Source organism: Mycobacterium sp. E796 (assembly GCF_001672815.1).
Taxonomy (GTDB): Bacteria; Actinomycetota; Actinomycetes; order Mycobacteriales; family Mycobacteriaceae; genus Mycobacterium.
Genome location: NZ_LZKK01000040.1, coordinates 1 through 23,801, shown reverse-complemented (window position 1 = coordinate 23,801; position 23,801 = coordinate 1). Strand labels below are relative to the sequence as shown.

Here is a 23,801-nt window from a genome sequence, read left to right as displayed (position 1 = left end):
ATTCATAGCCCTACCATTGCTTTGCCGAACGGCGTTCCTACCTCCATTGGCCGGATCCGGTTGCGGGACAGCACATTTGCGCGCCAGTGCCCCGCTGTTGTTGCCCGCCCAAGACATCTCAACGGGCCGTAGCTGACACGCGCCCAATGGTGGCTAAAGATAGCAGACCAAACGAAGCGCCGTGGGGCGTTTCAACGACATTTAACGTACGGTCGCGTACCGAAACCGGACCCGCGCGGCCGCAGGCTAATCGCTCCGAAGTACGAACGCGACCCTGCCCGTTGCCGGTAGAGTCGCGCCCATGTGGGGCACGGTGCTGGCGTTGGCACTGGTCGCGGGGGTGGACCCGGGTCGACTCGGCGTCGCCCTGCTGCTGTGTTCGCGGCGACAGCCCGTGCTCCATCTTTTTGCCCTCTGGCTGGGCGGGCTGGTGGTCGGCGTGGTCCTGGCCCTGGGCGCACTCGTCGGGCTGCACGACGTCGTGCTCGGGGTGATGGATCGGGTGGAACTCGCCACCTCGAGTTCCACAGCGGGGCGGATTCAGATCGCGATGGGCGTGCTCGCGCTTTTGATCGCCGCGTCGATCGCGATTGGTGTTTCGGTGCGCCGCCCGGTGGCGGTGCCCGCCGGCACCCCCTTTGACCAGGCCGAACCCACGGCGTTCTCGCGAATATCGGCGCGGGCCCTGCAGGCGCTGCGGGCCGGCCCCCCGTGGATCACCTTCCTCGTCGGGGTGGGGTTGACGACCGACTTCCGCTACCTGGCGGCACTCACCGTCATCCTGGCCTCCGGGGCCGCGCTGGGCGCGCAGGTCAGCGCCGCCGCGGCATACACGCTGGTGGGTTTGGCGTTTGCTGAAATCCCGCTGATCTGCCATTTGGCGGCGCCGGCCCGGACCGGCGCGATGATGTCGCGCGTGCACGACTGGGTGCAGGCCCGCAGGCGGGCGGTCCTCGGGATCGTGGTGGCGGTGCTGGGCGTTTTCCTGATGACGACCGGCCTGGGCCACGTCTGACCCAGCACGCGTTACCTTTCACGGGTGAGCCTGGTACTGGTAGAGCAACCGCGGCCCGGAGTCGCGCTGATAACCCTCAATCGGCCCGAACGGATGAACTCCATGGCCTTCGACGTCATGGTGCCGCTCAAAGAGGCCCTCGAAAAGGTCACCTACGACAATTCCGTGCGCGTCGTGGTGCTGACCGGGGCGGGCCGAGGCTTCTCCTCCGGCGCCGATCACAAGTCCGCGGGCACCGTGCCGCACGTCGCCGGGCTCACCCGCCCGACGTACGCGCTGCGGTCGATGGAGCTGCTCGACGACGTCATCTTGGGGCTGCGGCGGTTGCACCAACCGGTGATCGCCGCGGTCAACGGACCCGCGATCGGCGGCGGGCTGTGCCTGGCCCTGGCCGCCGACATCCGGGTCGCCTCGACCAGCGCCTACTTCCGGGCCGCCGGCATCAACAACGGCCTGACCGCCAGCGAACTGGGGCTGTCCTACCTGCTGCCCAGGGCCATCGGGTCGTCGCGTGCGTTCGAGATCATGCTGACCGGCCGCGACATCAGCGCCGAGGAGGCCGAGCGCATCGGGCTGGTGTCCTGCCAGGTGCCCGACGCCCAGCTGCTGGACACCTGCTACGCGATCGCCGCGCGGATCGCGGCGTTCTCGCGCCCGGGAATCGAGTTGACCAAGCGCACGCTGTGGAGTGGACTCGACGCCGGTAGCCTGGAGGGGCACATGCAAGCCGAAGGCCTAGGACAGCTCTTCGTCCGCCTGCTCACCGCCAACTTCGAGGAAGCGGTTGCCGCGCGCGCGGAGAAGCGGCCACCGGTTTTCACCGACGACAAATAACCAGCACGCAAGGGAGCGGATGTGATCACGGCCACGGACCTCGAGGTCCGCGCTGGTGCGCGCATCTTGCTCTCGCCCGACGGCCCGGACCTGCGCGTGCAGCCCGGCGATCGCATCGGGCTGGTGGGCCGCAACGGGGCGGGCAAGACGACGACCCTGCGTATCCTGGCGGGCGAGAGCCAGCCCTACGCCGGATCGGTGGCCCAGATCGGCGAAATCGGTTATCTCCCACAGGATCCCAAAGAAGGCGATCTCGACGTCCTGGCCCGCGACCGGGTGCTGTCGGCCCGCGGATTGGACGTGCTGCTCACCGACTTGGAAAAGCAGCAGGCGCTGATGGCCGAGGTCGCCGACGACGACGCGCGGGACCGCGCGATCCGTCGCTACGGGCAGCTGGAGGAGCGGTTCGTGGCGTTGGGCGGCTACAGCGCCGAGAGCGAAGCCGGCCGCATCTGCGCGAGTCTCGGCCTGCCGGAACGGGTGCTGACGCAGAAGTTGCGCACGCTGTCCGGCGGGCAGCGCCGCCGCGTGGAGCTGGCCCGCATCCTGTTCGCCGCGTCCGACAGCGGCGCCGGGTCGTCCACCACCCTGCTGCTCGACGAGCCGACCAACCACCTCGACGCGGATTCGCTTGGCTGGCTGCGCGATTTCCTGCGGGCGCACACCGGCGGGCTCGTGCTCATCAGCCACAACGTCGAGCTGCTCGCCGACGTCGTCAACCGGGTGTGGTTCCTGGACGCGGTGCGCGGCGAGGTCGACGTCTACAACATGGGCTGGCAGAAGTACCTGGACGCCCGGGCAACGGACGAGCAGCGCCGCCGCCGCGAACGCGCCAACGCCGAGCGCAAGGCCGCCGCGTTGCGCACCCAGGCCGCCAAGCTGGGCGCCAAGGCCACCAAAGCCGTTGCGGCGCAGAACATGCTGCGCCGCGCCGACCGGATGATGGCGGCGCTCGACGAGGAACGGGTCGCCGACAAGGTGGCCCGGATCAAGTTCCCCACCCCGGCCCCGTGCGGGCGCACGCCGCTGGTTGCCAAGGGGCTTTCCAAGTCGTACGGGTCGCTCGAGGTGTTCAGCGGTGTCGACCTGGCCATCGACCGCGGCTCGCGCGTGGTGGTGCTGGGCCTCAACGGGGCGGGCAAGACCACGCTGCTGCGCCTGCTGGCCGGCGTCGAGACCCCCGACAGCGGGGCACTCGAGCCCGGACACGGTTTGCGGATCGGGTATTTCGCGCAGGAGCACGACACGCTCGACAACGACGCGACGGTCTGGGAGAACATCCGGCACGCCGCGCCCGAGTCCGGTGAACAGGAGCTGCGCGGCCTGCTCGGCGCGTTCATGTTCAGCGGCCCGCAGCTCGACCAACCGGCGGGGACGCTCTCCGGCGGTGAGAAGACCCGGCTCGCGCTGGCCGGCCTGGTGGCCTCCACGGCCAACGTGCTGTTGCTCGACGAACCCACCAACAACCTCGACCCCGCGTCGCGCGAACAGGTGCTCGACGCGCTGCGCAGCTACCTCGGCGCGGTGGTGCTGGTGACCCACGACCCGGGCGCGGCGGAGGCCCTCGACCCACAACGCGTCGTGCTGTTGCCCGACGGCACCGAGGACTACTGGTCCGACGACTACCGGGATCTCATCGAACTGGCCTGATTTCGCCAAATCGGCCCGCGGCCAGCGACGGCTTCTTACTCTATGTGCTTGGGGATCGAGCCCACAGCATGGAGGGGACGTTGAAGAGCGCAGTGCGCAGGCCGAAGAAGACGCGCGAGCAGATGTTGCACGAACTACGCAACGCCTACGAGGGCGGCGCCAGCATCCGGAACCTGGCGGCCACCACCGGCAGATCGTACGGATCGGTTCACAGCATGCTGCTCGAGTCCGGCACTACGCTGCGCGGCCGCGGCGGCCCCAACCACACTTCGGCCCGGCGCCAGTCCGCGCGGGCGTAGCGTCACTGCGAAATTACGTCCCCTCATTCGCAGTGGCGTTACGCTTGCGCCCCAGACTCCTTGCGCCGCACCGACTTTTCCACCAGATCCAGGACCGCGGACAGCCGGCGCGGATCCTCACCGGATGCCAGCCGGGCCACCAGGCCGTCGAGCACCAGTTCTAGGTAGCACTGCAGGACGTCGCCGGGTACGTCGTCGCGCACCCGGTGCGCCTCCTTTTGCCGGCGCAGCCGATCGGTGGTCGCCGCCGCCAGTTCCGCGGAGCGATCCGCCCAGCCCTGGCTGAAAACCGGATCGTTGCGCAGCTTGCGCGCGATCTCCAGCCGGGTCGCGAGCCAGTCGAATTGGTCGGGCGCGGCGAGCATGTCGCGCATCACCTGGATCAGGCCCTCGCGGGACGCCACGTCGGCCATCCGCTCGGCGTCCTCGTGGGCCAGCGCGAAGAACAACGCGTCCTTGTCGCGGAAGTGATGGAAGATCGCGCCGCGCGACATCCCGATCGCCTTTTCCAGCCGGCGCACCGTCGCCTTGTCGTAGCCGTATTCGGCGAAGCAGTGGCGGGCACCGTCGAGGATCTGGCGGCGGCGAGCCGCCAGATGGTCCTCGCTGACTTTTGGCACAGGCGGCGACGGCTATGACTTCAGCATGTTGCGCAGCACGTACTGCAGGATGCCGCCGTTGCGGTAGTAGTCGGCCTCGCCGGGGGTGTCGATGCGCACCACCGCGTCGAACTCGATCGGGTCCGACCCATCCTTGGAAGCCTTGACCTGCACCGTCTTCGGGGTCCTGCCGTCGTTGAGCGCCTCGATGCCGGTGATGTCGAAGACTTCGGTCCCGTCCAGCCCCAAGTCTCCGGCGGTCTTGCCCTCCGGGAACTGCAGCGGGATGACGCCCATGCCGATCAGGTTGGACCGGTGGATGCGCTCGAATGACTCGGCGATCACCGCCCGCACGCCCAGCAGCAGCGTGCCCTTGGCCGCCCAGTCGCGTGACGAGCCCGACCCGTATTCCTTGCCGCCCAGCACGACCAGCGGAATGTTCTGCGCCGCATAGTTTTGCGCTGCGTCGTAGATGAACGCCTGCGGGCCGCCGTCCTGGGTGAAGTCGCGCGTGTAGCCGCCGGCGACATCGTCGAGCAACTGGTTGCGCAGCCGGATGTTGGCGAAGGTGCCGCGAATCATCACCTCGTGGTTGCCGCGCCGCGAGCCGAACGAGTTGTAGTCCTTGCGGTCCACGCCGTGCTCGTCGAGGTACTGGGCCGCGGGGGTGCCCGGCTTGATGCTGCCGGCGGGGGAGATGTGGTCGGTGGTCACCGAATCGCCCAGCAGGGCCAGCACCCGGGCGCCGGAGATGTCGGAGACCGGTGCCGGCTCGGCCGACATGCCCTCGAAGTACGGGGGCTTGCGCACGTACGTGGAATCCGGGTCCCACTCAAAGGTGTTGCCGCTGGGCGTCGGAAGGTTGCGCCAGCGCTCGTCGCCCTTGAACACGTCGGCGTAGTTCTTGGTGAACATCTCCTGGCTGATCGCCGAGGCGATGGTGTCCGAGACGTCCTTCTGCGACGGCCAAATGTCCTTCAGGAAGACGTCGTTGCCGTCTTTATCGGTGCCCAGCGGCTGGGACTCGAAGTCGAAGTCCATGGTCCCGGCCAGCGCGTAGGCGACCACCAGCGGCGGCGACGCCAGGTAGTTCATCTTCACGTCGGGGTTGATCCGGCCCTCGAAGTTCCGGTTGCCCGACAGCACCGCCGCCACCGAAAGGTCGTTGTCGTTGATGGCCTTTGAGATCTCGTCGGGCAGCGGGCCGGAATTGCCGATGCACGTCGTGCAGCCGTAGCCGACCAGGTAGAAGCCGAGCTTCTCCAGGTACGGCCACAGGCCGGCCTTGTCGTAGTAGTCGTGGACCACCTGCGAGCCCGGCGCCATCGTGGTTTTCACCCACGGCTTGGACGTGAGCCCCTTCTCGACGGCGTTGCGCGCCAGCAGCGCCGCGCCCAGCATCACCTCCGGGTTAGAGGTGTTGGTGCACGACGTGATCGCGGCGATCACCACTGCACCGTGGTCGAGCACGAACTCGCCGCGCTCGTCCGAGCGCACCGTCACCGGGTTGCTCACCCGGCCTTTCGCGTGCTTGGCGGCCGACTCCACTTTGGGGGCGTCGTCGGCGTGCCCGTTCTCCAGCGCCCCCGGGTCGCTCGCGGGGAAGGACTCGTCGACCGCCTCGTCCAGCTTCGAGTAGCCCTTCTTGTCGGGGTCGTCGCCGACGTAGCTCGTAATCTGTTCGCGGAACGTCGCTTTCGCTTCCGACAAGGCGATCCGGTCCTGCGGGCGCTTGGGCCCCGCGATCGACGGCACCACGTCGGACAGGTTGAGTTCGAGGTATTCGGAGAAGGCCGGCTCGTGCTTGGGGTCGTGCCACATGCCCTGCTCCTTGGCGTACGCCTCGACCAGTGCCAGCTGCTCGTCGGTGCGCCCGGTGAAGCGCAGGTAAGAGATGGTCTCCTCGTCGATCGGGAAAATGGCTGCGGTGGAACCGAATTCGGGGCTCATGTTGCCCAGGGTGGCGCGGTTGGCCAGCGGCACCTCGGCCACGCCCTCGCCGTAGAACTCGACGAACTTGCCGACCACGCCGTGCTTGCGCAGCATCTCGGTCACCGTCAGCACGACGTCGGTTGCCGTGACGCCGGCCTGGATCTCGCCGGTCAGCTTGAAGCCGACGACCCGGGGGATGAGCATCGACACCGGCTGGCCCAGCATCGCAGCCTCGGCCTCGATGCCGCCGACGCCCCAGCCGAGCACGCCGAGGCCGTTGACCATCGTGGTGTGTGAGTCGGTGCCCACGCAGGTGTCCGGGTACGCCACCCCGTCGCGGTCCATCACCACGCTCGCCAGGTACTCGATGTTGACCTGGTGCACGATGCCGGTGCCCGGCGGCACCACCTTGAAGTCGTCGAAAGCGCCTTGCCCCCAACGTAAGAACTGGTAACGCTCGCCGTTGCGCTGGTACTCGATCTCGACGTTGCGCTCGAACGCGTCTGCGGTGCCGAACAGGTCGGCGATGACCGAGTGGTCGATCACCAGGTCGGCGGGGGCCAGGGGGTTGACCTTGGCCGGGCTGCCGCCGAGGTCGCCGATGGCCTCGCGCATGGTGGCCAGGTCGACGATGCACGGCACACCGGTGAAGTCCTGCATCACCACGCGGGCCGGCGTGTACTGGATCTCAATGCTGGGCTCCGCCTTGGGATCCCAGTTCGCGATGGCCTCGATGTGGTCCTTGGTGATGTTGCTGCCGTCCTCGTTGCGCAGCAGGTTTTCGGCCAGGACCTTGAGGCTGTAGGGGAGTTTCTCGGTATTGGGGACGGCGTCTAGGCGGTAGATCTGGTAACTCTTGTCGCCGACCTTGAGGGTGTCGCGGGCTCCGAACGAGTTCACAGAATCAGTCACTTCAACTCCCAAGGATTAAGTTCTTCCGCCGACGGGCCATGTCGGCGGTGCGGTAACACTTTAACAGTACGCTTGTCCTGTATTACGGCGGGTGCCCCTTGTCCCAGTCTTGTCGCGCGCGGCGCGGGTTTAAAGCCCCATTACAGTGTCGGCATGACCGGGCACCCGATCCTGCCGCTATACATTCCGGTGGACGTCGACATGACCGCGATCAAGGCGCAGGTCGCCGCCACCGGCGTCAGCGCCCCGCCGGGGGCGATGCCCGGCCTGCTCGACATCGTCAACCAGGCGCACGCCGACGGCATCAACCTCAAGATCGTGCTGCTCGACCACAACCCGCCGAACGATACCCCGCTGCGCGACATCTCCACCGTCGTCGGCGCGGACTATCACGACGCCACCGTGTTGACGTTGAGCCCGAGCTACGTCGGCACCTACAGCACGCAATTCCCGCGCGTGACGCTCGAGGCCGGCGAGGACAACGCCAAGACGGGCAACCCGGTCGTCTCGGCGCAGCACTTCCTGCACGAGCTGAATACGCCCGAGTTCCCCTGGACGGGCCTGACCATCTTCCTGTTGATCGCGGTGCTGGCGGCGGCCGTGGGCACCCGATTTCTGCAGTTGCGCGCCAAGCGCGCAGCAACGCCGGCCGGGGCGCCGGACACGACGGCGGAAGCGCCCGACGGCGCCTAGTAACCGCGTCTGACACGCGCATCCGGGGCGGGTCGCCTCAAAGGGCCGCGCCCTTCGAATTCGCGCGGCAAACAACCCAGGTCACCGTTCGGTCACATTAAACGCACGTCAAGAGTGCAGTTTGTGACTAGCGTTTCCACCGCGTCATCTGTGACGTACGGTGCAAATGGTGCTCGTGTTGTTTGTGGCGTTTTCAGAAAGGCCGTGCCTGGCGCCGCCCGTCCGCGTTGAGCCGTAGGAGACCTGTCGAATGAGACGTACGCGCTGGGGACCCTCTGCGCGACCGGCCATCAGGTTGCTCCGGCCGGTCGTTCCGTCGGTGCTGAGCGTGGCCATGCTGATGTCCACCCCGGGCCTGGCCGACGCCGACCCCGCCGCGGACAGCATGGCCGCGTTGATCGCGAACGTCGCCAAGGCCAACCAGCGCCTGGAAGACCTGACGGCCGAAATCCAGACCGAGCAGGAAAGCGTCAACAAGGCACTGGTCGACGTCGAGACCGCGCGGGACAACGCGACCGCCGCCGAGCATGACGTCGAGGCCAGCCAGCAGGCGGTCAGGGACGCCAACGCGGCGATCGCCGCCGCCCAGCATCGGTTCAACACCTTCGCGGCGGCCACTTATATGAACGGGCCGTCGGGCAGCTACCTGACCGCGACCAGCCCCGAAGACATGATCGCGACCCAGAGCGCCGCCGAGACCCTGACCGCGAGCTCCCAGGCGGTGATGGACAAGCTGCAGCGGGCCCGGACCGAGCAGGTGAACAAGGAGTCGGCGGCGCGGCTGGCCAAGCAGAAGGCCGACAAGGCCGCCGCCGACGCCAAGGCCAGCCAGGATGCCGCGGTGGCCGCGCTCACCGATTCCAAGCGCAAGTTCAACGACCAGCGTGAACTGGCCACCCGTCTGGCCGACGAGCGGGACCAGGCCCAGGCGAAACTCGTAGCGGCCCAGCGTGAATGGGCGGCGGAGCACGGCTCGTCCGGCGTCGCGGTCTCGGGGGACCGGTGGGATCCGGGTTCCCCGGCCGGCGCCCCGCATTCCGGGGGCCGCCGGTGGGATGGCCTGTGGGACCCGACGTTGCCCATGGTGCCCAGCGCCAACGTCCCCGGTGACCCGATCGCCGTCATCAACCAGGTGCTGGGCATCTCGGCCACGTCGACGCAGGTCACCGCCGGCATGGGCCGAAGCTTCTTGCAGCAGCTGGGCATCCTCAAGCCCGACGACACCGGCATCACCAACGCCGCACCCGGCGGCACCGCCGGCCGCATTCCCCGGGTGTACGGGCGGCAGGCCACCGAGTACGTGATCCGGCGCGGCATGTCGCAGATCGGCGTGCCCTATTCGTGGGGCGGCGGCAACGCGGCCGGGCCCAGCAAGGGCATCGACTCCGGCGCCGGGATCACCGGCTTCGACTGTTCGGGCCTGGTCCTGTACTCGTTCGCCGGCGTGGGCATCAAGCTGCCGCACTACTCGGGTTCGCAGTACAACCTTGGCCGCAAGATCCCGTCGGCGCAGATGCGCCGCGGTGACGTCATCTTCTACGGACCAGGCGGCAGCCAGCACGTCACGATCTACCTCGGCGACGGCCAGATGCTCGAGGCTCCCGACATCGGATTGAAGGTTCGCGTCGCGCCCGTGCGCACCAGCGGGATGACGCCGTACGTGGTCCGCTACATCGAGTGGTGAGTAAATGAGCAGTGAACGAGGAGCCATGGGCCGCAAGCGGTTTCGCTTTATCAGCCTTGCCTGGATCACCGCCTTGGTGACCGGGCTGACGTTGTCTGTGGCGGCCCCCGCCACGGCCGACCCCGGGGCGTGGGATCCCACCTTGCCGGCGACCATCAGCGCCGGCGCCCCGGGTGATCCGCTCGCCGTCGCCAACGCCTCGCTGCAGGCCACCGCGCAGGCTACCCAGACGACGATGGACCTGGGCAGGCAATTTCTGGGCGGCCTCGGAATCAACATCCTCGGGGACCCAGCACCCGCGGCGGCCACCCCCACCAACCCGGGCGGCAAGATCCCGCGGGTTTACGGCCGGCAGGCCGTCGAGTACGTGATCAAGCGCATGGGGTCGCAGATGGGCGTGCCCTACTCGTGGGGCGGCGGCTCGTTGGACGGGCCCAGCAAGGGCGTCGGCGACGGGGCCAACATCAACGGCTTCGACTGCTCGGGGCTGATGCGCTACGGCTTCGCCGGTGTCGGCGTGCTGATCCCACGGTTCTCCGGTGACCAGTACAACGCCGGTCGCCACATTCCGCCCGACCAGGCGAGGCGCGGCGACCTCATCTTCTACGGCCCGAACGGCGGCCAGCACGTCACGATGTACCTGGGCAACGGGCAGATGCTCGAGGCGTCCAGCCTCGCCGGCAAGGTCACCGTCAGCCCGGTGCGCAAGCCCGGCATGACGCCGTTCCTGACTAGGATCATCGAGTACTGATCGCGGGGCCGGCGAGGCATCAACTGGGCGAGCGTCGACGGAAACCGGCTGGCCTGGAATAGTTGGTCGAGGGCACGTCGCTGCCCGGCAGTCGTGTCCAGATGAGCGTGGAGGGTTCTTGATGACATCAGCAGGTGGGCCGCCCCCGGGCGCCAGCAACTACCCGGGCCAGGGCGGTCCTTCCGGCCCCCCGGCACACGAGGCGCCGCCGGCCGGCGGTAATGGGCTGGCCGCCGAGGTCCACACGCTTGAGCGCGCCATCTTCGAGGTCAAGCGGATCATCGTCGGGCAGGACCAGCTCGTGGAGCGGATGCTGGTCGGCCTGTTGTCCAAGGGGCACGTGTTGCTCGAGGGTGTGCCCGGCGTGGCCAAGACGCTGGCCGTGGAGACCTTCGCGCGCGTGGTCGGCGGGACGTTCGCGCGTATCCAGTTCACGCCCGACCTGGTGCCCACCGACATCATCGGTACCCGCATCTACCGGCAGGGCAAGGAGGAGTTCGACACCGAGCTCGGCCCGGTGGTGGTCAACTTCCTGCTCGCCGACGAGATCAACCGCGCGCCGGCGAAGGTGCAGTCGGCGCTGCTGGAAGTCATGCAGGAGCGCCATGTGTCGATCGGCGGCAAGACCTTCCCGCTGCCCAACCCATTCCTGGTGATGGCCACGCAGAACCCGATCGAGCACGAGGGTGTCTACCCGCTGCCCGAGGCCCAGCGGGACCGCTTCCTGTTCAAGATCAACGTCGGCTACCCGTCGCCAGAGGAGGAGCGGGAGATCATCTACCGGATGGGCGTCAAGCCGCCGGTGCCCAAGCAGATCCTCAACACCGGCGACCTGTTGCGGCTGCAGGACATCGCGTCCAACGTCTTCGTCCACCACGCGCTGGTCGACTACGTCGTGCGTGTCGTCACCGCCACCCGCAACCCCGAGCAGCTCGGCATGAATGACGTCAAGACCTGGGTCTCGTTCGGCGCCTCACCGCGCGCCTCGCTGGGCATCATCGCCGGCGCCCGCTCGTTGGCGCTGGTGCGGGGTCGCGACTACGTGATCCCGCAGGACGTCGTGGAGGTCATCCCCGACGTGCTGCGGCACCGGTTGATACTGACCTATGACGCGCTCGCCGACGAGATCTCGCCGGAGATCGTCATCAACCGGATCCTGCAGACGGTGGCCCTGCCGCAGGTGAATGCCGTTCCGCAGCAAGGCCATTCGGTTCCCCCGGTGATGCAGACCGTGGCGGCCAGCGGTCGGTGACCGAACCCCACAAGGCGGTGCGTCATCCGCCATCGTTCGAGCGCGGGCAGATTGACGACCCGAAGCTGTCGGCGGCGCTGCGCCAGCTCGAGCTCACGGTCAAGCGCAAGCTCGACGGGGTGCTGCACGGCGACCACCTCGGCCTGATCCCGGGGCCGGGCACCGAGCCGGGGGAGTCGCGGGAGTACCAGCCCGGCGACGACGTCCGGCGGATGGACTGGGCCGTCACCGCGCGCACCATGCACCCGCACGTCCGGCAGATGATCGCCGACCGCGAGCTGGAGACGTGGATGGTGGTCGACATGTCGGCCAGCCTGGACTTCGGCACCACGGTGTGCGAGAAGCGCGACCTGGCGGTGGCCGCCGCGGCGGCGATCACGTTCCTCAACAGTGGTGGCGGCAACCGGCTCGGCGCGATCATCGCCACCGGTGCGACCATCACCCGGGTCCCGGCCCGATCGGGGCGCCAGCACGAGCAGACGCTGCTGCGCACCATCGCCACCACGCCCAGGGCGCCGGTCGGCGTGCGCGGCGATCTGGCGACCGCGATCGACGCGTTACGCCGGCCCGAGCGGCGCCGCGGCATGGCCGTCATCATCAGCGACTTCCTGGGCCCTATCAACTGGATGCGCCCGCTGCGGGCGATCGCAGCCCGCCACGAGGTGCTGGCGATCGAGGTGCTCGATCCGCGCGACGTCGAGCTGCCCGACATCGGCGACGTGGTGTTGCAGGACGCGGAAACCGGGGTCACCCGGGAATTCACCATCGACGCCCAGCTGCGTGACGACTTCGCCAAGGCGGCCGCGGCACACCGCGCCGAGGTGTCCCGCACCATCCGCAGCTGCGGGGCCCCGGTGCTGACGCTGCGCACCGACCGGGACTGGATCGCCGACATCGTCCGCTTCGTCGAGTCCCGCCGTCGCGGGGCACTGGCGGGCCGGCAGTGACACTGCCCCTGCTGGGCCCGATGACACTGTCGGGCTTCGCACACGCTTGGTTTTTCCTTTTCCTGTTCGCCGCCGTCGGGTTGGCCGCGCTGTACATCGTGCTGCAACTCGCGCGGCAGCGGCGGATGCTGCGATTCGCGAACATGGAGCTGCTGGAAAGCGTTGCACCGCAACGTCCTTCGCGTTGGAGGCACGTGCCGGCGATCCTGCTGGTGACCTCGCTGGTGCTGTTCACGATCGCGATGGCGGGGCCGACGAACGACGTCCGGATCCCGCGCAACCGCGCGGTGGTGATGCTGGTGATCGACGTGTCGCAGTCGATGCGCGCCACCGACGTGCCGCCCAATCGCATGGCGGCCGCGCAGGAGGCCGCCAAGCAGTTCGCTGACGAGCTGACACCCGGTATCAACCTGGGCCTGATCGAGTACGCGGGGACCGCGACCGTGCTGGTGTCCCCGACCACCAACCGGGACGCGACCAAGAACGCGCTGGACAAGCTCCAGTTCGCCGACCGCACCGCCACCGGGGAGGGCATCTTCACCGCGTTGCAGGCCATCGCCACCGTCGGCGCGGTGATCGGCGGCGGCGACACGCCCCCACCGGCGCGCATCGTGTTGTTCTCCGATGGCAAGGAGACGATGCCGACGAACCCGGACAACCCCAAGGGCGCGTTCACCGCCGCGCGCACCGCCAAGGACCAGGGCGTACCGATCTCGACGATCTCGTTCGGCACGCCCTATGGCTTCGTCGAGATCAACGACCAGCGCCAGCCCGTTCCCGTCGACGACTCCACCATGAAGAAGGTCGCCGAGCTCTCCGGTGGGAATTGGTACAACGCCGCCAGCCTGGCCGAGCTGAAGGCCGTCTACGCGTCGCTGCAGCAGCAGATCGGCTACGAGACGATCAAGGGCGACGCCAGCGCGGGCTGGCTGCGGCTGGGTGCGCTGGTGCTGGCGCTCGCGGGGCTGGCCGCGCTGCTGATCAACCGGCGCCTGCCCACCTAGCTTTCTTACCCGCGAGCCGAACGTGGCTGCGATTTTCGTCCGAGGATTTCGCGATGTGGTTCGGCTCGCGGAGCGCCCGCCTCAGTTACCCGGCGGATAACATCAGCGGGGTGGTCCTCAGCCACGACCCGAACCACGGTCCAGCCGTAACGCCGCTCCACATTCTCGAGACGCCGGATGTCCTTCCGATAGTGGTAGCGACTCGTTTGGTGTTGACCACCCTCATACTCGGCGGCGACCTTGACGTCCTCCCAACCCATGTCCAAATACGCTTCGGCCCAACCCCATTCGTTGCGGACCGGGATCTGGGTTTGGGGACGCCGAAACCCCGCACGTATCAGTAGCAGGCGCAGCCAGGTTTCCTTGGGCGATTGCGCTCCGCCGTCGACAAGGTCGAGAGCGGCTCGGGCTGCTTTGATGCCACGTCGGCCCCGGTAGCGATCGACCAATTGCTCTACGTCGGCCATCTTGGCGGAGGTTGCCTGCACCAATGCGTCCACCGCCGCGACGGCGAGGTCCTGCGGCAATCGACTTGCCAGGTCCAGGGCCGTCCGCTCGGGCGTCGTGACGCGCATGCCATCGATCAGCAAGATCTCGTCGGGCTCGATGCGGTCCTCCCAGGTCTGGACTCCTGGCTCGCGGCGACTGTTGGCATAGATGATGGCCGCGGGCAGGTCCGCACCGATCCATTTGGTGCCGTGCAGCGCAGAAGCCGAGTAGCCGGCCAGAATGCCGCGGCGGCGCGAGCGTAGCCACAACGCTTTCGCGCGCAATTGCGCGGTCAACTCCACATCGCGGGGCACATACACGTCTTTGTGGAGTGCGACGTACCGACTGCGCAATTGGTAGGGCGTCAGCGTGCCCGCAGATAGGGCTTCGCTGCCCAGAAAAGGCTCGATCATGGGCGAAGTCTGCTGCGTGTTACCGACATCACCGCGCGAGTCGAACCGCACTGCGAAAATCCACCCCGAAAATCGCAGCCAGGTTAGGTTCGCGGCAAAGCCGGCACGACAGGGGGCAGATTTCGGGCGTGCAACGGTGAGGCGATAGGTTGGCCGGGTGACTGAAGTAGCCACCGACGGCGCCAAACCCGCGTTTGTATCTCGCTCGGTACTGGTGACGGGCGGAAACCGGGGAATCGGTCTCGCGATCGCCCAGCGGCTGGCGGCCGACGGGCACAAGGTGGCCGTCACGCACCGCGGATCCGGGGCACCCGAGGGACTGTTCGGCGTGGTGTGTGACGTCACCGACAACGACGCCGTCGACCGCGCGTTCAAAGAGGTCGAGGAACACCAGGGACCGGTCGAGGTGCTGGTGTCCAACGCCGGCATCTCCAAAGACGCGTTCCTGATCCGGATGACCGAGGAGCGGTTCGAAGAGGTCATCAACGCCAACCTCACCGGGGCGTTCCGGGTTGCTCAGCGGGCGTCGCGCAGCATGCAGCGCAAGCGGTTCGGCCGCATCATCTTCATCGGATCGGTGTCCGGCATGTGGGGGATCGGTAACCAGTCCAACTACGCGGCCGCCAAGGCCGGACTGATCGGCATGGCACGCTCGATCTCCCGTGAGCTGTCCAAGGCCGGGGTGACGGCCAACGTGGTCGCCCCCGGCTACATCGACACCGAGATGACCCGCTCGCTGGACGAGCGGATCCAGGCGGGCGCACTGGAATTCATCCCGGCCAAGCGGGTTGGCACCGCCGCGGAGGTTGCGGGGGCGGTCAGCTTCCTGGCTTCCGAGGATGCGAGCTACATTGCCGGTGCCGTCATCCCGGTCGACGGCGGCATGGGCATGGGCCACTGAGTCGCAGAACAAAGAAGAACATCGAAGGACGGATATGGCAGGACTGCTCGAAGGCAAACGGATTCTGGTCACCGGGATCATCACCGACTCGTCGATCGCTTTCCACATCGCGCGGGTGGCCCAGGAGCAGGGGGCCGAATTGGTGCTGACCGGATTCGACCGGCTGCGGCTGATCCAGCGCATCGCCGACCGGCTGCCGGCCAAGGCCCCGCTGATCGAACTCGACGTGCAGGACGAGAAGCACCTCGCCACCCTGGCCGACCGGGTGACCGAGGTGATCGGCGAGGGCAACAAGCTTGACGGCGTGGTGCATTCGATCGGCTTCATGCCGCAGAGCGGGATGGGCATCAACCCCTTCTTCGACGCCCCCTACGAGGACGTCGCCAAGGGCATCCACATCTCCGCGTATTCGTATGCGTCGCTGGCCAAGGCGCTGCTGCCGATCATGAACCCCGGCGGCGGAATCGTCGGCATGGACTTCGACCCGTCGCGCGCGATGCCGGCCTACAACTGGATGACCGTCGCCAAGAGCGCGCTGGAGTCGGTGAACCGGTTCGTGGCCCGCGAGGCCGGCAAGTACGGTGTGCGCTCCAATCTCGTTGCCGCGGGCCCGATTCGGACGCTCGCGATGAGCGCGATCGTCGGCGGCGCGCTCGGCGAAGAGGCGGGCGCTCAGATTCACCTGCTCGAGGAGGGCTGGGATCAGCGCGCCCCGCTGGGCTGGAACATGAAGGACGCGACGCCGGTCGCCAAGACGGTGTGCGCGCTGCTGTCCGACTGGCTACCGGCCACCACCGGGACCGTCATCTACGCCGACGGCGGCGCCAGCACCCAATTGCTTTAACGCATAATGGATTTCGACGCCGTCCTGCTCTTGTCCTTCGGCGGGCCGGAGGGCCCCGAGCAGGTGCGGCCGTTCCTGGAGAACGTCACCCGGGGCCGCAACGTGCCGCCCGAGCGCCTCGACGAAGTCGCCGAGCACTACCTGCATTTCGGCGGGGTGTCGCCGATCAACGGCATCAACCGCGCCCTGATCGCCGAGCTGCGCGCGGAACTGGATCTGCCGGTGTACTTCGGCAACCGCAATTGGGACCCCTACGTCGAGGACACCGTGGCGACCATGCGGGACGACGGTGTTCGCCGTGCCGCGGTGTTCACCACGTCAGCATGGAGCGGATATTCCAGCTGCACGCAATACGTCGAAGACATCGGCCGGGCCCGCCAGGTGGCCGGGCCCGGCTCGCCCGAATTGGTAAAGCTGCGGGCCTATTTCGACCATCCGCTTTTCGTCGAGATGTTCGCCGGGGCCGTCACCGCCGCCGCCGAGACAGTGCCGGCGGGCGCCCGGCTGATCTTCACCGCGCATTCGGTCCCGGTGGCCGCCGACCAGCGCTTCGGTCCCCAGCTCTACAGCCGCCAAGTCGCCTACGCGACAAGGCTGGTCGCGGCGGCCGCCGGCTACACCGACTACGACCTGGCCTGGCAGTCGCGCTCGGGCCCGCCGCAGGTGCCATGGTTGGAGCCGAGCGTCGAGGACCACCTCGCGACGCTAACGGGCACCGAGGCCGTCATCGTCTGCCCGATCGGCTTCGTTGCCGACCACATCGAGGTGGTGTGGGATCTGGACCACGAGTTGCGGTTGCAGGCCGAGGCCGCGGGGTTGGCCTTCGCCCGCGCCGCAACCCCCAACGCCGACAACCGATTCGCCCGCCTCGCCGCCGACCTGATCGACGAGCTTCGGCACGGCCGGGCGCCGACCCGGGTGGCCGGAAGGGATCCGGTGCCGGGCTGCCTCGCCAGCGTCAACGGCGCGCCGTGCCGCCCGCCGCATTGCGTGGCGCGCCAACAGGATTAGCGGCGATCGCGAGCGCGGCGTGGCCGGGCGAAGCGGGTCGACGCCGAGGATTAGTCGGCCCAGGCCGAGTGCAGGATCGCGTCGACCGCGGCCATGCGCGCCGAACGCACCACGGTGGTCAACGGGCGTAGCGCGTCGGTCGCGATCTGCGCCTGTGACGACGACTGCGTGATGCCCGCGGCGATGCGGTCTGCGGGGGAATCGGACCGGCTCAGCCCGGCGCTGACGGCGATGATGGCGTCGACGTGCGCGGCGTTCTCCAGCACCCGCAGCGCGCGCGACGGTGCATGGTCGGGAATGCGGTGCTGCCGTGCCGATTCCAGCAGCTGCTCGACGAGCCCGCGCGGATCGTCGACGTCGGCCGCGGCGCCCAAGCCGATGGCGCCGAGAGCATCCGCGGCCGAGCGCACGGCGGACCGCAGCGCGTATTCCGCGTCGCCGAGCTCGTAGTGGTGCAGCGGCGGGGCGCCGGGCAGCGAGTACACCGTCCACGACAGCGCGCACAATTCCGGCAGGTCCGCGTCGTCGTCGGCGCCATCCAGATCGCCGTAGCTGAACTCGGGGACCAGCCCGACGGCGGTGGTCGGATCGTCGGGGTTGGCGATGATCACGGCCTCGCCGGCGGCCAGCGCGTCACTCTCGAACTGCGTCCCCGCGGCCAGCCCACGCACGTCGCCGGGCACCGGCAGCACCACGCTGATGGTCCCGCGCAAACGAGCCGGCAACCCTGCGGACGCCGGCACGGACGGCCGGCCGGCCGCCGCGCGCAGCGTCTGCAGCAGCGTGACCGTCCCGGCGTCGTGCACATCGGGCCACGGCAGTCCGGTGTGGCCCGCGGCGACGGCATCATACGCCGTCACCGATTGCTTTGGCGCCCAAAGGGATAACGCGTCCAACACATCGTCGGGCGCGGCCTTGCCCGCGAGCCAGGCGTTGGCCCACAGGGACAGCGAGACACTGGGACACCACATGATCTCGGAGTGTAGTTGTTTGGTTCGGCAAAGGCGGATTACGCGTATTCTGACCGCATGCCCGCCGCGGTGATTTGGCTCATATTCGCGCTGGTACTTGCCGGTGCGGAGGCGCTGACGGGCGACATGTCCCTGCTGATGCTTTCAGGGGGCGCGCTGGCCGCAGCGGGCGGCACTTGGCTGCTGGGCTGGCCGATCTGGGCCGAGGCGGCGGTGTTCGTGGTCGTCTCGGTGCTGCTGCTGGTTTTGGTGCGGCCGGCGCTGCGGCGGCGGCTCACACCCGCGAAGGGGCTGCCGACCGGCATCGAGGCGCTGGAGGGGAAGAGCGCGCTGGTGCTGGACCGCGTCGCGCGCGACGAGGGTCAGGTGAAGCTCGACGGCCAGGTATGGACGGCCCGGCCACTCAACGACAACGATGTCTACGAACCCGGCGAACGGGTGACGGTCATGCAGATCAACGGCGCCACCGCGGTGGTGTTCAAGGACCTGTAATACCTGAAGAAGAAACGGGAGGAAGCACCATGGCTGGGATCGCTCTTTTGGTGGTGGCCCTCGCGATCATCGTCTTTGGGATCATCGTGGTGGCGAAGTCCGTCGCGCTGATCCCTCAGGCCGAGGCCGCGGTGATCGAGCGGCTGGGCCGTTACAGCCGGACGGTCAGCGGGCAGCTCACGTTGCTGGTGCCGTTTATCGACCGCGTGCGCGCCCGGGTGGACCTGCGTGAGCGGGTGGTGTCCTTCCCTCCGCAGCCGGTGATCACCGAGGACAACCTGACCCTCAACATCGACACCGTCGTGTATTTCCAGGTCACCGTCCCGCAGGCGGCGGTGTACGAGATCAGCAACTACATCGTCGGCGTCGAGCAGCTCACCACGACCACGCTGCGTAACGTGGTCGGCGGGATGACACTCGAGCAGACACTGACCTCCCGCGACATGATCAACGGCCAGCTGCGCGGCGTGCTCGACGAGGCCACCGGCCGCTGGGGCCTACGGGTCGCCCGGGTCGAGCTGCGCAGCATCGACCCGCCGCCGTCCATCCAGGCCTCGATGGAAAAGCAGATGAAGGCCGACCGGGAGAAGCGGGCGATGATCCTGACCGCCGAAGGGAACCGGCAGGCCGCGATCACCCAGGCCGAGGGAGCCAAGCAGGCGCAGATCCTGGCCGCCGAGGGTGCCAAGCAGGCCGCGATCCTGGCCGCCGAGGCCGACCGGCAGTCCCGCATGCTGCGCGCCCAGGGTGAGCGCGCAGCGGCCTACCTGCGGGCGCAGGGGCAGGCCAAGGCCATCGAGAAGACGTTCGCTGCGATCAAGGCCGGCAGGCCCACCCCGGAGATGCTCGCCTACCAGTACCTTCAGACGCTGCCGGAGATGGCGCGCGGTGACGCCAACAAGGTGTGGGTGGTGCCCAGCGACTTCAGCTCGGCGTTGCAGGGCTTCACCAAACTCCTGGGTGCCCCCGGCGAGGACGGCGTGTTCCGGTTCCAGCCATCCCCGGTCGACGACGTCCCCAAGCACGCCGCCGAGTCCGACGACGCCGACATCGCCGACTGGTTCTCCACCGAGACCGACCCCGCGATCGCCCAGGCGGTGGCCAAGGCCGAGGCGAGCGCCCGCGCGCCGGTGGACGGCGAGCCCGGCGTGCCGCCGCAGCTGACGCAATAGGCTCGGGTATATGAGTGCGCTGACTTCACCGAAAACCTATGCGGCGCTCGCCGTGTTCCATGCCGTCGACGCGGTGGCGTGCGGGGTGCAGGTGGCCCCGATCAAGAAGGTTCTGGACGACCTCGGGGTGCCGGACGAGATCCGACCCGTGCTGCCGGTCGTCAAGGCGGCCGCGGCGGTGGGACTGCTCTCGGTCACCCGGTTCCCCGGCCTGGCGAGGCTGACGACGGCGATGCTGACGCTGTATTTCACCCTGGCCGTCGGCGCGCACATCCGGGCGCGGGACAAGATCGTCAACGCCGTTCCCGCCGCGACGTTCTTGGCCACCTTCGCGGCGATGACGATCAAGGGCCCGGAGCGGGACTAGTCCCCGCTTCAGTCTTGGCGAACGACTGTGCTTTTCGGCCGAACCCGGACGGGGATCGCTTAATTGCGCGGCGTTTCGGGTAACTGACCTACCCAATGAGTGCAAATGCTGAGGTCCGGGGCGCCGATCGGCGAGCGGCGCATCGGTCCATCCAGGGCACGGCCATCGGCAACTTCATGGAGGCGTACGACTTTACCCTGTTCAGCCTCGTCGCCACGCTCCTTGCGCAGACGTTCTATCCCGGGAGCAATTCCGACGCGGGCAACCTGATCGCCACGTTCGGCACGATGACGGCGGGATTCGTCGTCCGGCCCCTCGGCGGGTTCATCTTCGGCCCGCTCGGCGACCGCATCGGGCGCAAGCCCGTGCTGGTGATGACGATCTCGCTGATGGCGGTCTGCGGCGCCCTGACCGGCGCGCTGCCCGGCTACCACACCATTGGGATCTGGGCGCCCATCCTGCTCACCGTCATTCGCATCGGTCAGGGGCTTTCCTCCGGCGGCGAATACGCGGGCGCCATGACGTTCATCGCCGAACACGCCCCTGACCACAAACGCGGGATGATGGCCGGATTCCTCCCGGTGGGCACGCTCGGCGGGTTCGTCGTGGGCGCCGTGCTGGTGACGGGTCTGCAGACGGCGCTGTCGAGCGCCGACATGCTGAGCTGGGGCTGGCGCATCCCGTTTCTGCTGGCCGCGCCGCTCGGGCTGGTCGCGATCTACCTGCGTTCGCGGATCGAGGAGTCGCCCGGGTACGAGAAGGTGCACAAGGTCGCGGTGCCGATCTCCGTCCGCACCCAGTTCGTGCTGACCGTTGTGCGGCAGTGGAAAGGGCTGCTGATCTGTCTCGGGGTGGAGCTCGCGGTCACCGACACCAGCTACATGGTCAGCGGGTACGTGCCGACCTACCTCAAGAAGACCGCGGGCGTGGGGGACACCGCGGCCCTGGTGATGGTCCTGGTGGTGCTGGCCGTCCTGACGGTCGGGGTGCTCCTGGTCGCGATGCTGTCCGACCGAATCGGGGTCAAACCGCTGATGTGGACAGGCTGCGGGCTGCTGGTCGCGGTGTCACTGCCGGCGTTCGCGTTGATGCGGTTCGGCGGGGCGTATCCGACGAAGTTCGCGGGCGTGGCGCTGGTCGCCCTGCCGATGGTCTTCCTGAGCAGCCTCGAGCCGGCGATCCTGCCCGCCCTGTTTCCCACCCACGTGCGCTACGGTGCGGTGTCGATCGGGTTCAACATCGCGGTTTCGGCCTTCGGCGGCACCACGCCGCTGATCGCCGAGACGCTGGTGGCCGGGACCGGCAATCCGATGATGCCCGCGTACATGCTGATGTTCGCCGGGCTGGTCGGCGCGGTCACGTTGATCTTCGCCCCAGAGGTGGCGGGCAAGCCGCTGCTGGGTTCCGGTGTCGGCGGCCTCAGCGCGGCGGCGGCGGCACGGGCGGAGCCGGCATGACGCTTGGCGTGGTGCCCGACGGCGGGGCCGGGGGCACCAACACCGAACACGCAACCCCGGGCGCTCGCTGGATGCGCTGGTCCAATGTCACCAGCGGGGCATTCAAGATCTCGGCGAGCGCGACATAAGCCGCGTCGTAGCTGGACAGGTTTGCCCGTAACTGCCAAGTGCGGGAGGCGAGCGTGTCGTATGGCCACAGGTCTACCGCTAGGTCAAGGAGATCCGTGTGGGCTAGGGCGGCTTGGTCCGCGCTGATCGCTCCGCCGAGTTCGGCCCGCCTGATGACGTTGGCGCATTCGTAGGGCAACAACGTCGGTGCGTAAAGTTCGGCTTCTGCCAAGCGTGCGGTTGCCCATTGACCATGAATGCCGGAATCCAGCAATACGGCCACCACCGCCGATGCGTCGCAGACGACACGCTCGGTCACCGGCGATCGGCGTCTTTGGCCGTGAGGATGACAGCCGCGTCGAGGTGCGCTGCTGTCGCCGTCACGCGGGCGCGGGCGCGGGCGACGACGTCGCCCACTGTCGGCTTGTCCGCTGTCGCGACGAGTAGGCCGCGCAGGTATTCCTGCAGTGACTGCCCGGATCGCGCGGCACGTGTGGCCAGCTCGTCGCGAACCTCGTCAGGAACGTCCCGGATCGTGATCGCAACCATCCCTGCAGAATAGCAGCTATGCATGCATTTTACAGATGGTGCGTCGAACTTGAAACGAACCTGAAGAAAGCGGCGTCGACGCTCGTACCCGAAACGAAGCGCTAACAATGAGGCATGGTGACTTTCCCGCGCGCGGGCAGGCGCCCGGCGGCCGGCACACCGCGGGTGCTGGTCGTCGAGGATTCCGAGACGATCCGGGAGATGGTCCGCGAGGCGCTGACCGACGCCGGGTACCACGCCGACGCCTGCCCCGACGGCGACGGTCTGGAGGCCGCGCTCGACGGCCTGCGACCTGACCTGGTGGTGCTCGACGTGATGCTGCCGGGCCGTGACGGATTCGAGCTCATCGAGGTGATCCGGGATTGGGGCGACGCCGGCATCGTGCTGATCACCGCGCGCGACGGCCTCGACGACCGGCTGCGCGGCCTCGACGGCGGGGCCGACGACTACGTCGTCAAACCGTTCGAGCTGGCCGAACTCGTGTCGCGGGTCGGCGCGGTGTTGCGCCGGCGGGGACGGCTGCCGCGGGCGCTCCAGGTGGGCGACCTGATGCTCGACGTCGACGCGGGGGTCGCCGTGCGCGCGGGACATCCGCTGGACCTGACCGCCACCGAGCTGCGGTTGCTGCGATTCCTGGTCGAACAGCGCAGCCGAATCGTGAGCGCCCCGCAGATCCTGAACGCGGTGTGGGGCTACGACGCCTACGACCCCAACCTGGTGCAGGTGCACATCAGCGGGCTGCGCCGCAAGCTCGAGGCACACGGGCCGCGAATCGTGCACACGGTCCGTGGCATCGGCTACCGCATGCAGGCCCACCGATCATGACGGCACCAGCCGATCCGGCGACCCCGACGCCGTCGCTGCAGCGTCGGGTCGTCGTCGTCGCTATTGGCGTGCTCGCCGTCGTGTTGCTGATCCTGGGCGTAATCATCGACGTCACCGTGCGCGCACAGGCCCGTCGAAACCTCAACGACCGGCTGCTCGCGGCCACCTCCCGCGCGGACGCCCTGGCGATCGCACGCACGCCGCCGCAGCAGATCGCCGCCCAACTGGGCGGCGGCACCGTGCGCGCGCTCGTGGTCACCGCCGACGGCACGGCCTACGGCGACCCCGCGATCAGCCCGCAGACCACCACCGGCGCATTCGTTCCGCCGCTTGGGCCACCGCCGCCACCACCGCCCGGCTACCCGCCGCCCGGTTACCCGCCGTTCGGGCCGCCGCCGGGCGTGCCGCCCCCGCCGCCGGACGCGACCGCCACCGAGCTGGTGCATCCGTTGCCTGACGGCGGTCGCGTGATCCTGGTGGCGGACACGACGCAGACCACCCAGGTGACCCGGGAGCTGCGCCAGTTGATGATCGGCGCGGGTGTGGCGACGCTGGTGGTGGCGGCGCTGCTGCTGATCGCGGTCAGCCGGGTCGCGCTGCGGCCACTGGACCGGCTCACCGCGCTGGCCA

General features: G+C 68.4%; 24 protein-coding genes and 1 pseudogene. 19 read left to right on the top strand and 6 right to left on the bottom strand.

Going from position 1 to position 23,801, the window contains the following annotated elements; all coding sequences use genetic code 11:
- The first annotated feature begins 301 nt into the window (after positions 1 to 301).
- The 4 genes from A5706_RS03545 to A5706_RS03530 all read left to right on the top strand — a co-directional run bounded on the left by A5706_RS03545 (position 302) and on the right by A5706_RS03530 (position 3,798).
- Positions 302 to 1,015, top strand: coding sequence for a GAP family protein (locus A5706_RS03545; protein WP_068127113.1), 714 nt, complete (start codon positions 302 to 304; stop codon positions 1,013 to 1,015).
- Between the two features lie 24 nt (positions 1,016 to 1,039).
- The gene (locus tag A5706_RS03540) at positions 1,040 to 1,849 is read left to right on the top strand and encodes an enoyl-CoA hydratase (protein WP_068127110.1); all 810 of its coding nucleotides are present in this window, start codon (positions 1,040 to 1,042) and stop codon (positions 1,847 to 1,849) included.
- Between the two features lie 21 nt (positions 1,850 to 1,870).
- Positions 1,871 to 3,499, top strand: a complete 1,629-nt coding sequence (locus A5706_RS03535; RefSeq protein ID WP_068127109.1) for an ABC-F family ATP-binding cassette domain-containing protein — start codon at positions 1,871 to 1,873, stop codon at positions 3,497 to 3,499.
- Positions 3,500 to 3,591: 92 nt separating this feature from the next.
- The gene (locus A5706_RS03530) at positions 3,592 to 3,798 is read left to right on the top strand and encodes a helix-turn-helix domain-containing protein (RefSeq protein ID WP_068108365.1); all 207 of its coding nucleotides are present in this window, start codon (positions 3,592 to 3,594) and stop codon (positions 3,796 to 3,798) included.
- A gap of 38 nt (positions 3,799 to 3,836) precedes the next feature.
- Here the strand turns inward: A5706_RS03530 and A5706_RS03525 are convergent, their stop codons facing one another.
- Both A5706_RS03525 and A5706_RS03520 read right to left on the bottom strand, forming a co-directional pair.
- Positions 3,837 to 4,418: a TetR/AcrR family transcriptional regulator gene (locus tag A5706_RS03525; protein WP_068108368.1), complete on the bottom strand. Its 582-nt coding sequence runs from the start codon at positions 4,416 to 4,418 to the stop codon at positions 3,837 to 3,839.
- A 12-nt stretch (positions 4,419 to 4,430) separates the two neighbouring features.
- Positions 4,431 to 7,241, bottom strand: a complete 2,811-nt coding sequence (locus A5706_RS03520) for an aconitate hydratase (protein ID WP_068127107.1) — start codon at positions 7,239 to 7,241, stop codon at positions 4,431 to 4,433.
- Positions 7,242 to 7,394: 153 nt separating this feature from the next.
- Here A5706_RS03520 and A5706_RS03515 point away from each other — a divergent pair, with 153 nt between their 5' ends.
- The 6 genes from A5706_RS03515 to A5706_RS03490 all read left to right on the top strand — a co-directional run bounded on the left by A5706_RS03515 (position 7,395) and on the right by A5706_RS03490 (position 13,572).
- Entirely contained in the window at positions 7,395 to 7,934 is a 540-nt protein-coding gene (locus tag A5706_RS03515; RefSeq protein ID WP_068127106.1) for a DUF6676 family protein, read from the top strand.
- A 250-nt stretch (positions 7,935 to 8,184) separates the two neighbouring features.
- Positions 8,185 to 9,618 (top strand): NlpC/P60 family peptidoglycan endopeptidase RipA, encoded by a 1,434-nt coding sequence (gene ripA / locus A5706_RS03510; protein ID WP_068127104.1) that lies wholly within the window; start codon positions 8,185 to 8,187, stop codon positions 9,616 to 9,618.
- Positions 9,619 to 9,643: 25 nt separating this feature from the next.
- Positions 9,644 to 10,369, top strand: coding sequence for an NlpC/P60 family peptidoglycan endopeptidase RipB (gene ripB, locus A5706_RS03505; RefSeq protein WP_068127102.1), 726 nt, complete (start codon positions 9,644 to 9,646; stop codon positions 10,367 to 10,369).
- A gap of 121 nt (positions 10,370 to 10,490) precedes the next feature.
- Positions 10,491 to 11,621: a MoxR family ATPase gene (locus A5706_RS03500; protein WP_068127100.1), complete on the top strand. Its 1,131-nt coding sequence runs from the start codon at positions 10,491 to 10,493 to the stop codon at positions 11,619 to 11,621.
- Positions 11,618 to 12,568 (top strand): DUF58 domain-containing protein, encoded by a 951-nt coding sequence (locus A5706_RS03495; protein ID WP_068127098.1) that lies wholly within the window; start codon positions 11,618 to 11,620, stop codon positions 12,566 to 12,568. Before A5706_RS03500 ends, A5706_RS03495 begins: the two co-directional genes overlap by 4 nt.
- A complete protein-coding gene (locus tag A5706_RS03490) occupies positions 12,565 to 13,572 on the top strand; it encodes a VWA domain-containing protein (RefSeq protein ID WP_068127095.1) in 1,008 nt (335 codons plus the stop codon). Before A5706_RS03495 ends, A5706_RS03490 begins: the two co-directional genes overlap by 4 nt.
- Before the next feature lie 5 nt (positions 13,573 to 13,577).
- Here A5706_RS03490 and A5706_RS03485 read toward each other — a convergent pair whose 3' ends face one another.
- Positions 13,578 to 14,474: a hypothetical protein gene (locus A5706_RS03485; protein ID WP_068127137.1), complete on the bottom strand. Its 897-nt coding sequence runs from the start codon at positions 14,472 to 14,474 to the stop codon at positions 13,578 to 13,580.
- A 157-nt stretch (positions 14,475 to 14,631) separates the two neighbouring features.
- Here A5706_RS03485 and fabG1 point away from each other — a divergent pair, with 157 nt between their 5' ends.
- Genes fabG1 through A5706_RS03470 form a run of 3 tightly spaced genes read left to right on the top strand, consistent with a single transcriptional unit; the run spans position 14,632 to position 17,230 of the window.
- Positions 14,632 to 15,375 carry a 3-oxoacyl-ACP reductase FabG1 gene (fabG1, locus tag A5706_RS03480; protein ID WP_068127093.1) on the top strand — a complete coding sequence of 248 codons (744 nt, stop codon included), beginning with the start codon at positions 14,632 to 14,634 and terminating at the stop codon, positions 15,373 to 15,375.
- 34 nt (positions 15,376 to 15,409) lie between these two features.
- A complete protein-coding gene (inhA, locus tag A5706_RS03475; RefSeq protein ID WP_068103250.1) occupies positions 15,410 to 16,219 on the top strand; it encodes an NADH-dependent enoyl-ACP reductase InhA in 810 nt (269 codons plus the stop codon).
- A 6-nt stretch (positions 16,220 to 16,225) separates the two neighbouring features.
- Positions 16,226 to 17,230, top strand: coding sequence for a ferrochelatase (locus A5706_RS03470; RefSeq protein ID WP_068127092.1), 1,005 nt, complete (start codon positions 16,226 to 16,228; stop codon positions 17,228 to 17,230).
- A 50-nt stretch (positions 17,231 to 17,280) separates the two neighbouring features.
- Here A5706_RS03470 and A5706_RS03465 read toward each other — a convergent pair whose 3' ends face one another.
- On the bottom strand, positions 17,281 to 18,201 hold the full coding sequence (locus A5706_RS03465) for a hypothetical protein (RefSeq protein ID WP_068127090.1): 921 nt from the start codon (positions 18,199 to 18,201) through the stop codon (positions 17,281 to 17,283).
- Positions 18,202 to 18,258: 57 nt separating this feature from the next.
- Here A5706_RS03465 and A5706_RS03460 point away from each other — a divergent pair, with 57 nt between their 5' ends.
- The 4 genes from A5706_RS03460 to A5706_RS03445 all read left to right on the top strand — a co-directional run bounded on the left by A5706_RS03460 (position 18,259) and on the right by A5706_RS03445 (position 21,689).
- Positions 18,259 to 18,693 carry an NfeD family protein gene (locus A5706_RS03460; protein WP_068127089.1) on the top strand — a complete coding sequence of 145 codons (435 nt, stop codon included), beginning with the start codon at positions 18,259 to 18,261 and terminating at the stop codon, positions 18,691 to 18,693.
- Positions 18,694 to 18,722: 29 nt separating this feature from the next.
- On the top strand, positions 18,723 to 19,865 hold the full coding sequence (locus A5706_RS03455) for an SPFH domain-containing protein (RefSeq protein ID WP_068127087.1): 1,143 nt from the start codon (positions 18,723 to 18,725) through the stop codon (positions 19,863 to 19,865).
- Positions 19,866 to 19,875: 10 nt separating this feature from the next.
- On the top strand, positions 19,876 to 20,232 hold the full coding sequence (locus A5706_RS03450) for a DoxX family protein (RefSeq protein WP_068127085.1): 357 nt from the start codon (positions 19,876 to 19,878) through the stop codon (positions 20,230 to 20,232).
- Positions 20,233 to 20,327: 95 nt separating this feature from the next.
- A complete protein-coding gene (locus A5706_RS03445; RefSeq protein WP_068127084.1) occupies positions 20,328 to 21,689 on the top strand; it encodes an MFS transporter in 1,362 nt (453 codons plus the stop codon).
- Here the strand turns inward: A5706_RS03445 and A5706_RS03440 are convergent.
- Both A5706_RS03440 and A5706_RS03435 read right to left on the bottom strand, forming a co-directional pair.
- Positions 21,652 to 22,116 (bottom strand): type II toxin-antitoxin system VapC family toxin, encoded by a 465-nt coding sequence (locus A5706_RS03440; RefSeq protein ID WP_068127082.1) that lies wholly within the window; start codon positions 22,114 to 22,116, stop codon positions 21,652 to 21,654. The two genes, A5706_RS03445 and A5706_RS03440, sit on opposite strands and share 38 nt — an antisense overlap.
- Positions 22,113 to 22,346, bottom strand: a complete 234-nt coding sequence (locus A5706_RS03435; protein ID WP_068127079.1) for a hypothetical protein — start codon at positions 22,344 to 22,346, stop codon at positions 22,113 to 22,115. The genes A5706_RS03440 and A5706_RS03435 overlap by 4 nt, the downstream gene beginning before the upstream one ends.
- Positions 22,347 to 22,460: 114 nt before the next feature.
- On the opposite strand from A5706_RS03435, the gene A5706_RS03430 reads away from it, so the two are divergent.
- Together A5706_RS03430 and A5706_RS03425 are read left to right on the top strand one after the other, a co-directional pair.
- The gene (locus A5706_RS03430) at positions 22,461 to 23,171 is read left to right on the top strand and encodes a response regulator transcription factor (RefSeq protein WP_068127077.1); all 711 of its coding nucleotides are present in this window, start codon (positions 22,461 to 22,463) and stop codon (positions 23,169 to 23,171) included.
- A pseudogene (locus tag A5706_RS03425) lies at positions 23,168 to 23,801 on the top strand (two-component sensor histidine kinase); the annotation flags it as partial. The gene A5706_RS03430 and the pseudogene A5706_RS03425, both read left to right, overlap by 4 nt.

Excerpts from the sequence above, each read along its gene's own strand:
- A5706_RS03545 (WP_068127113.1), top strand. The coding sequence starts at position 302 with ATGTGGGGCACGGTGCTGGCGTTGGCACTGGTCGCGGGGGTGGACCCG.
- A5706_RS03515 (WP_068127106.1), top strand. The coding sequence starts at position 7,395 with ATGACCGGGCACCCGATCCTGCCGCTATACATTCCGGTGGACGTCGAC.
- ripA (WP_068127104.1), top strand. The coding sequence starts at position 8,185 with ATGAGACGTACGCGCTGGGGACCCTCTGCGCGACCGGCCATCAGGTTG.
- ripB (WP_068127102.1), top strand. The coding sequence starts at position 9,644 with ATGGGCCGCAAGCGGTTTCGCTTTATCAGCCTTGCCTGGATCACCGCC.
- A5706_RS03500 (WP_068127100.1), top strand. The coding sequence starts at position 10,491 with ATGACATCAGCAGGTGGGCCGCCCCCGGGCGCCAGCAACTACCCGGGC.
- A5706_RS03485 (WP_068127137.1), bottom strand. The coding sequence starts at position 14,474 with ATGATCGAGCCTTTTCTGGGCAGCGAAGCCCTATCTGCGGGCACGCTG.
- inhA (WP_068103250.1), top strand. The coding sequence starts at position 15,410 with ATGGCAGGACTGCTCGAAGGCAAACGGATTCTGGTCACCGGGATCATC.
- A5706_RS03470 (WP_068127092.1), top strand. The coding sequence starts at position 16,226 with ATGGATTTCGACGCCGTCCTGCTCTTGTCCTTCGGCGGGCCGGAGGGC.
- A5706_RS03465 (WP_068127090.1), bottom strand. The coding sequence starts at position 18,201 with ATGTGGTGTCCCAGTGTCTCGCTGTCCCTGTGGGCCAACGCCTGGCTC.
- A5706_RS03460 (WP_068127089.1), top strand. The coding sequence starts at position 18,259 with ATGCCCGCCGCGGTGATTTGGCTCATATTCGCGCTGGTACTTGCCGGT.
- A5706_RS03455 (WP_068127087.1), top strand. The coding sequence starts at position 18,723 with ATGGCTGGGATCGCTCTTTTGGTGGTGGCCCTCGCGATCATCGTCTTT.
- A5706_RS03450 (WP_068127085.1), top strand. The coding sequence starts at position 19,876 with ATGAGTGCGCTGACTTCACCGAAAACCTATGCGGCGCTCGCCGTGTTC.
- A5706_RS03445 (WP_068127084.1), top strand. The coding sequence starts at position 20,328 with ATGAGTGCAAATGCTGAGGTCCGGGGCGCCGATCGGCGAGCGGCGCAT.
- A5706_RS03435 (WP_068127079.1), bottom strand. The coding sequence starts at position 22,346 with ATGGTTGCGATCACGATCCGGGACGTTCCTGACGAGGTTCGCGACGAG.
- A5706_RS03430 (WP_068127077.1), top strand. The coding sequence starts at position 22,461 with ATGGTGACTTTCCCGCGCGCGGGCAGGCGCCCGGCGGCCGGCACACCG.